The 1,794-nt window shown below is 70.6% G+C and carries 1 protein-coding gene; it reads left to right on the forward strand.

The window, feature by feature from the left end; translation table 11 throughout:
• The first annotated feature begins 143 nt into the window (after positions 1-143).
• The gene (locus tag FREUN1FDRAFT_RS39000) at positions 144-1,778 is read left to right on the forward strand and encodes an IS1182 family transposase (protein ID WP_006545970.1); all 1,635 of its coding nucleotides are present in this window, start codon (positions 144-146) and stop codon (positions 1,776-1,778) included.
• The last annotated feature ends 16 nt before the right edge of the window (positions 1,779-1,794 follow it).

Consider the following 1,794-nt stretch of genomic DNA (forward strand, 5'->3'; position numbering starts at 1 on the left):
CGCAACACCCGGGACGGTGTGCTGGTCGTGGGGTGTCGGGTCGGGAGGATGGCGGTCGTGTCCCTGCAGCCGAGACCCTGGCCCGAGGTCCCACCGCTGACCGCGCGGGTCGCGCGTGCCGCGTCCCGAAGGGGAACCTGGCGATGCGTATCCGTGACGAGCTCGGTGTGGTCTACGAGGACGGGCGGTTCACCGGCGCGTTCGGGGTGCGGGGCCGGCCGGGGATCTCTCCGGCCCAGCTGATGATGGCCACGGTTCTGCAGTTCTCCGAGAACCTCACCGACCGGCAGGCCGCGGACGCGGTCCGCGACCGGATGTCGTGGAAATACGCGCTCGGTCTCGATCTCGACGATCCGGGGTTCGACGCCAGCGTGTTCTCGGAGTTCCGCGCGCGGCTGGTCGAGGGGGATCTGGCGACCCACGCGCTCGACGCGCTTCTGGCGCGTCTGGTCGCCGAGGGGCTGCTCAAGGCGGGCGGGCGGGCGCGCACCGACTCCACCCACGTGCTCGGCGCGATCCGGAACCTGTGCCGGCTGGAACTGGCCGGGGAGAGTGTGCGCGCCGCGCTCGAAGCGTTCGCCAGTGCCGCTCCGGCCTGGCTGGCCGGGGTGATCGACGACTCCTGGCAGCGGCGGTACGGAGCGCGGGTCGACACCTGGCGCCTTCCCGCGTCGGAGACGAAGCGTAAGGCCCTCATGGTCGAGTACGGCCGTGACGGCTACCACCTGCTCGCAGCGGCCCACGCGCACGACGCGCCGGTCTGGCTGCGGGAGATCCCCGCCGTCGATGTTCTGCGGCGGGTCTGGGTGCAGCAGTTCTACCGGTACACCACGGGCAGCGGGACGGAGGTGGTACGGCGGCGGGAGAACACCTCGGAGGGCGGGGACGGGCTCCCGCCTGGCAGAGACCGCCTGATCTCGCCCTACGACCTCGACACCCGGCACAGTCTCAAACGTGACCACGGCTGGGACGGGTACAAGGTCCATCTCACCGAGACCTGCACCCCACCCGAGACGACGACGCCCGAGACGACCGCGGCGACCGGGCGTGGGGACACCCCGAACCTGATCACCGGGGTACTGACCACCCTGGCGACCACCCCCGACGCGGCCGCTCTCGACGACATCCACACCGAGCTGCGCCGCAACGGGCTGGCCCCCGACGAGCATCTGCTCGACTCCGGCTACCCCAGCGCCGACCAGATGATCCACTCCGCCCGGGTCCACGGGATCAGCCTGGTCACCCCGGTCCTGCTCGACCACTCCCACCAGGCGAAAGCCCGGGCGGGCTATGACAAGGCGAGTTTCTCCTTCGACTTCGACCGCCGCCGCGGCACCTGCCCGCAGGGCCAGACCAGCTCGACGTGGAACCCGTGCCGCCAACACACCACCGACGTGATCGTGGCGACCTGGACGAAATCGACCTGCGGCCCCTGCCCGGTCCGGGACCTGTGCACGAAAGGCCAACAGCGCCACATCACCCTCCGGGACCGTGCCCTCCACGAAGCCACCATCACCGCGAGGGCCGAACAGACGACCGACGAGTGGAAACGCCGCTACGCCGCCCGGTCCGGGATCGAGGGCACCATCCGCCAGACCACCCACGTCACGGGCATCCGGACCGCCCGCTACCGCGGCCTGCCCAAGACCAGCCTTGAACACAACATCGCCGCAGCCGCGATCAACATGATCCGGCTCGATGCCTACTGGACCGGCAAGCCCCTCGACCGGACCCGCGCCACCCACCTCACCCGGCTCGACCTCACCCACGCAGCCTGAATAAACCAGCAGGGTC

This window comes from Parafrankia sp. EUN1f, assembly GCF_000177675.1.
Classification (GTDB): domain Bacteria; phylum Actinomycetota; class Actinomycetes; order Frankiales; family Frankiaceae; genus Parafrankia.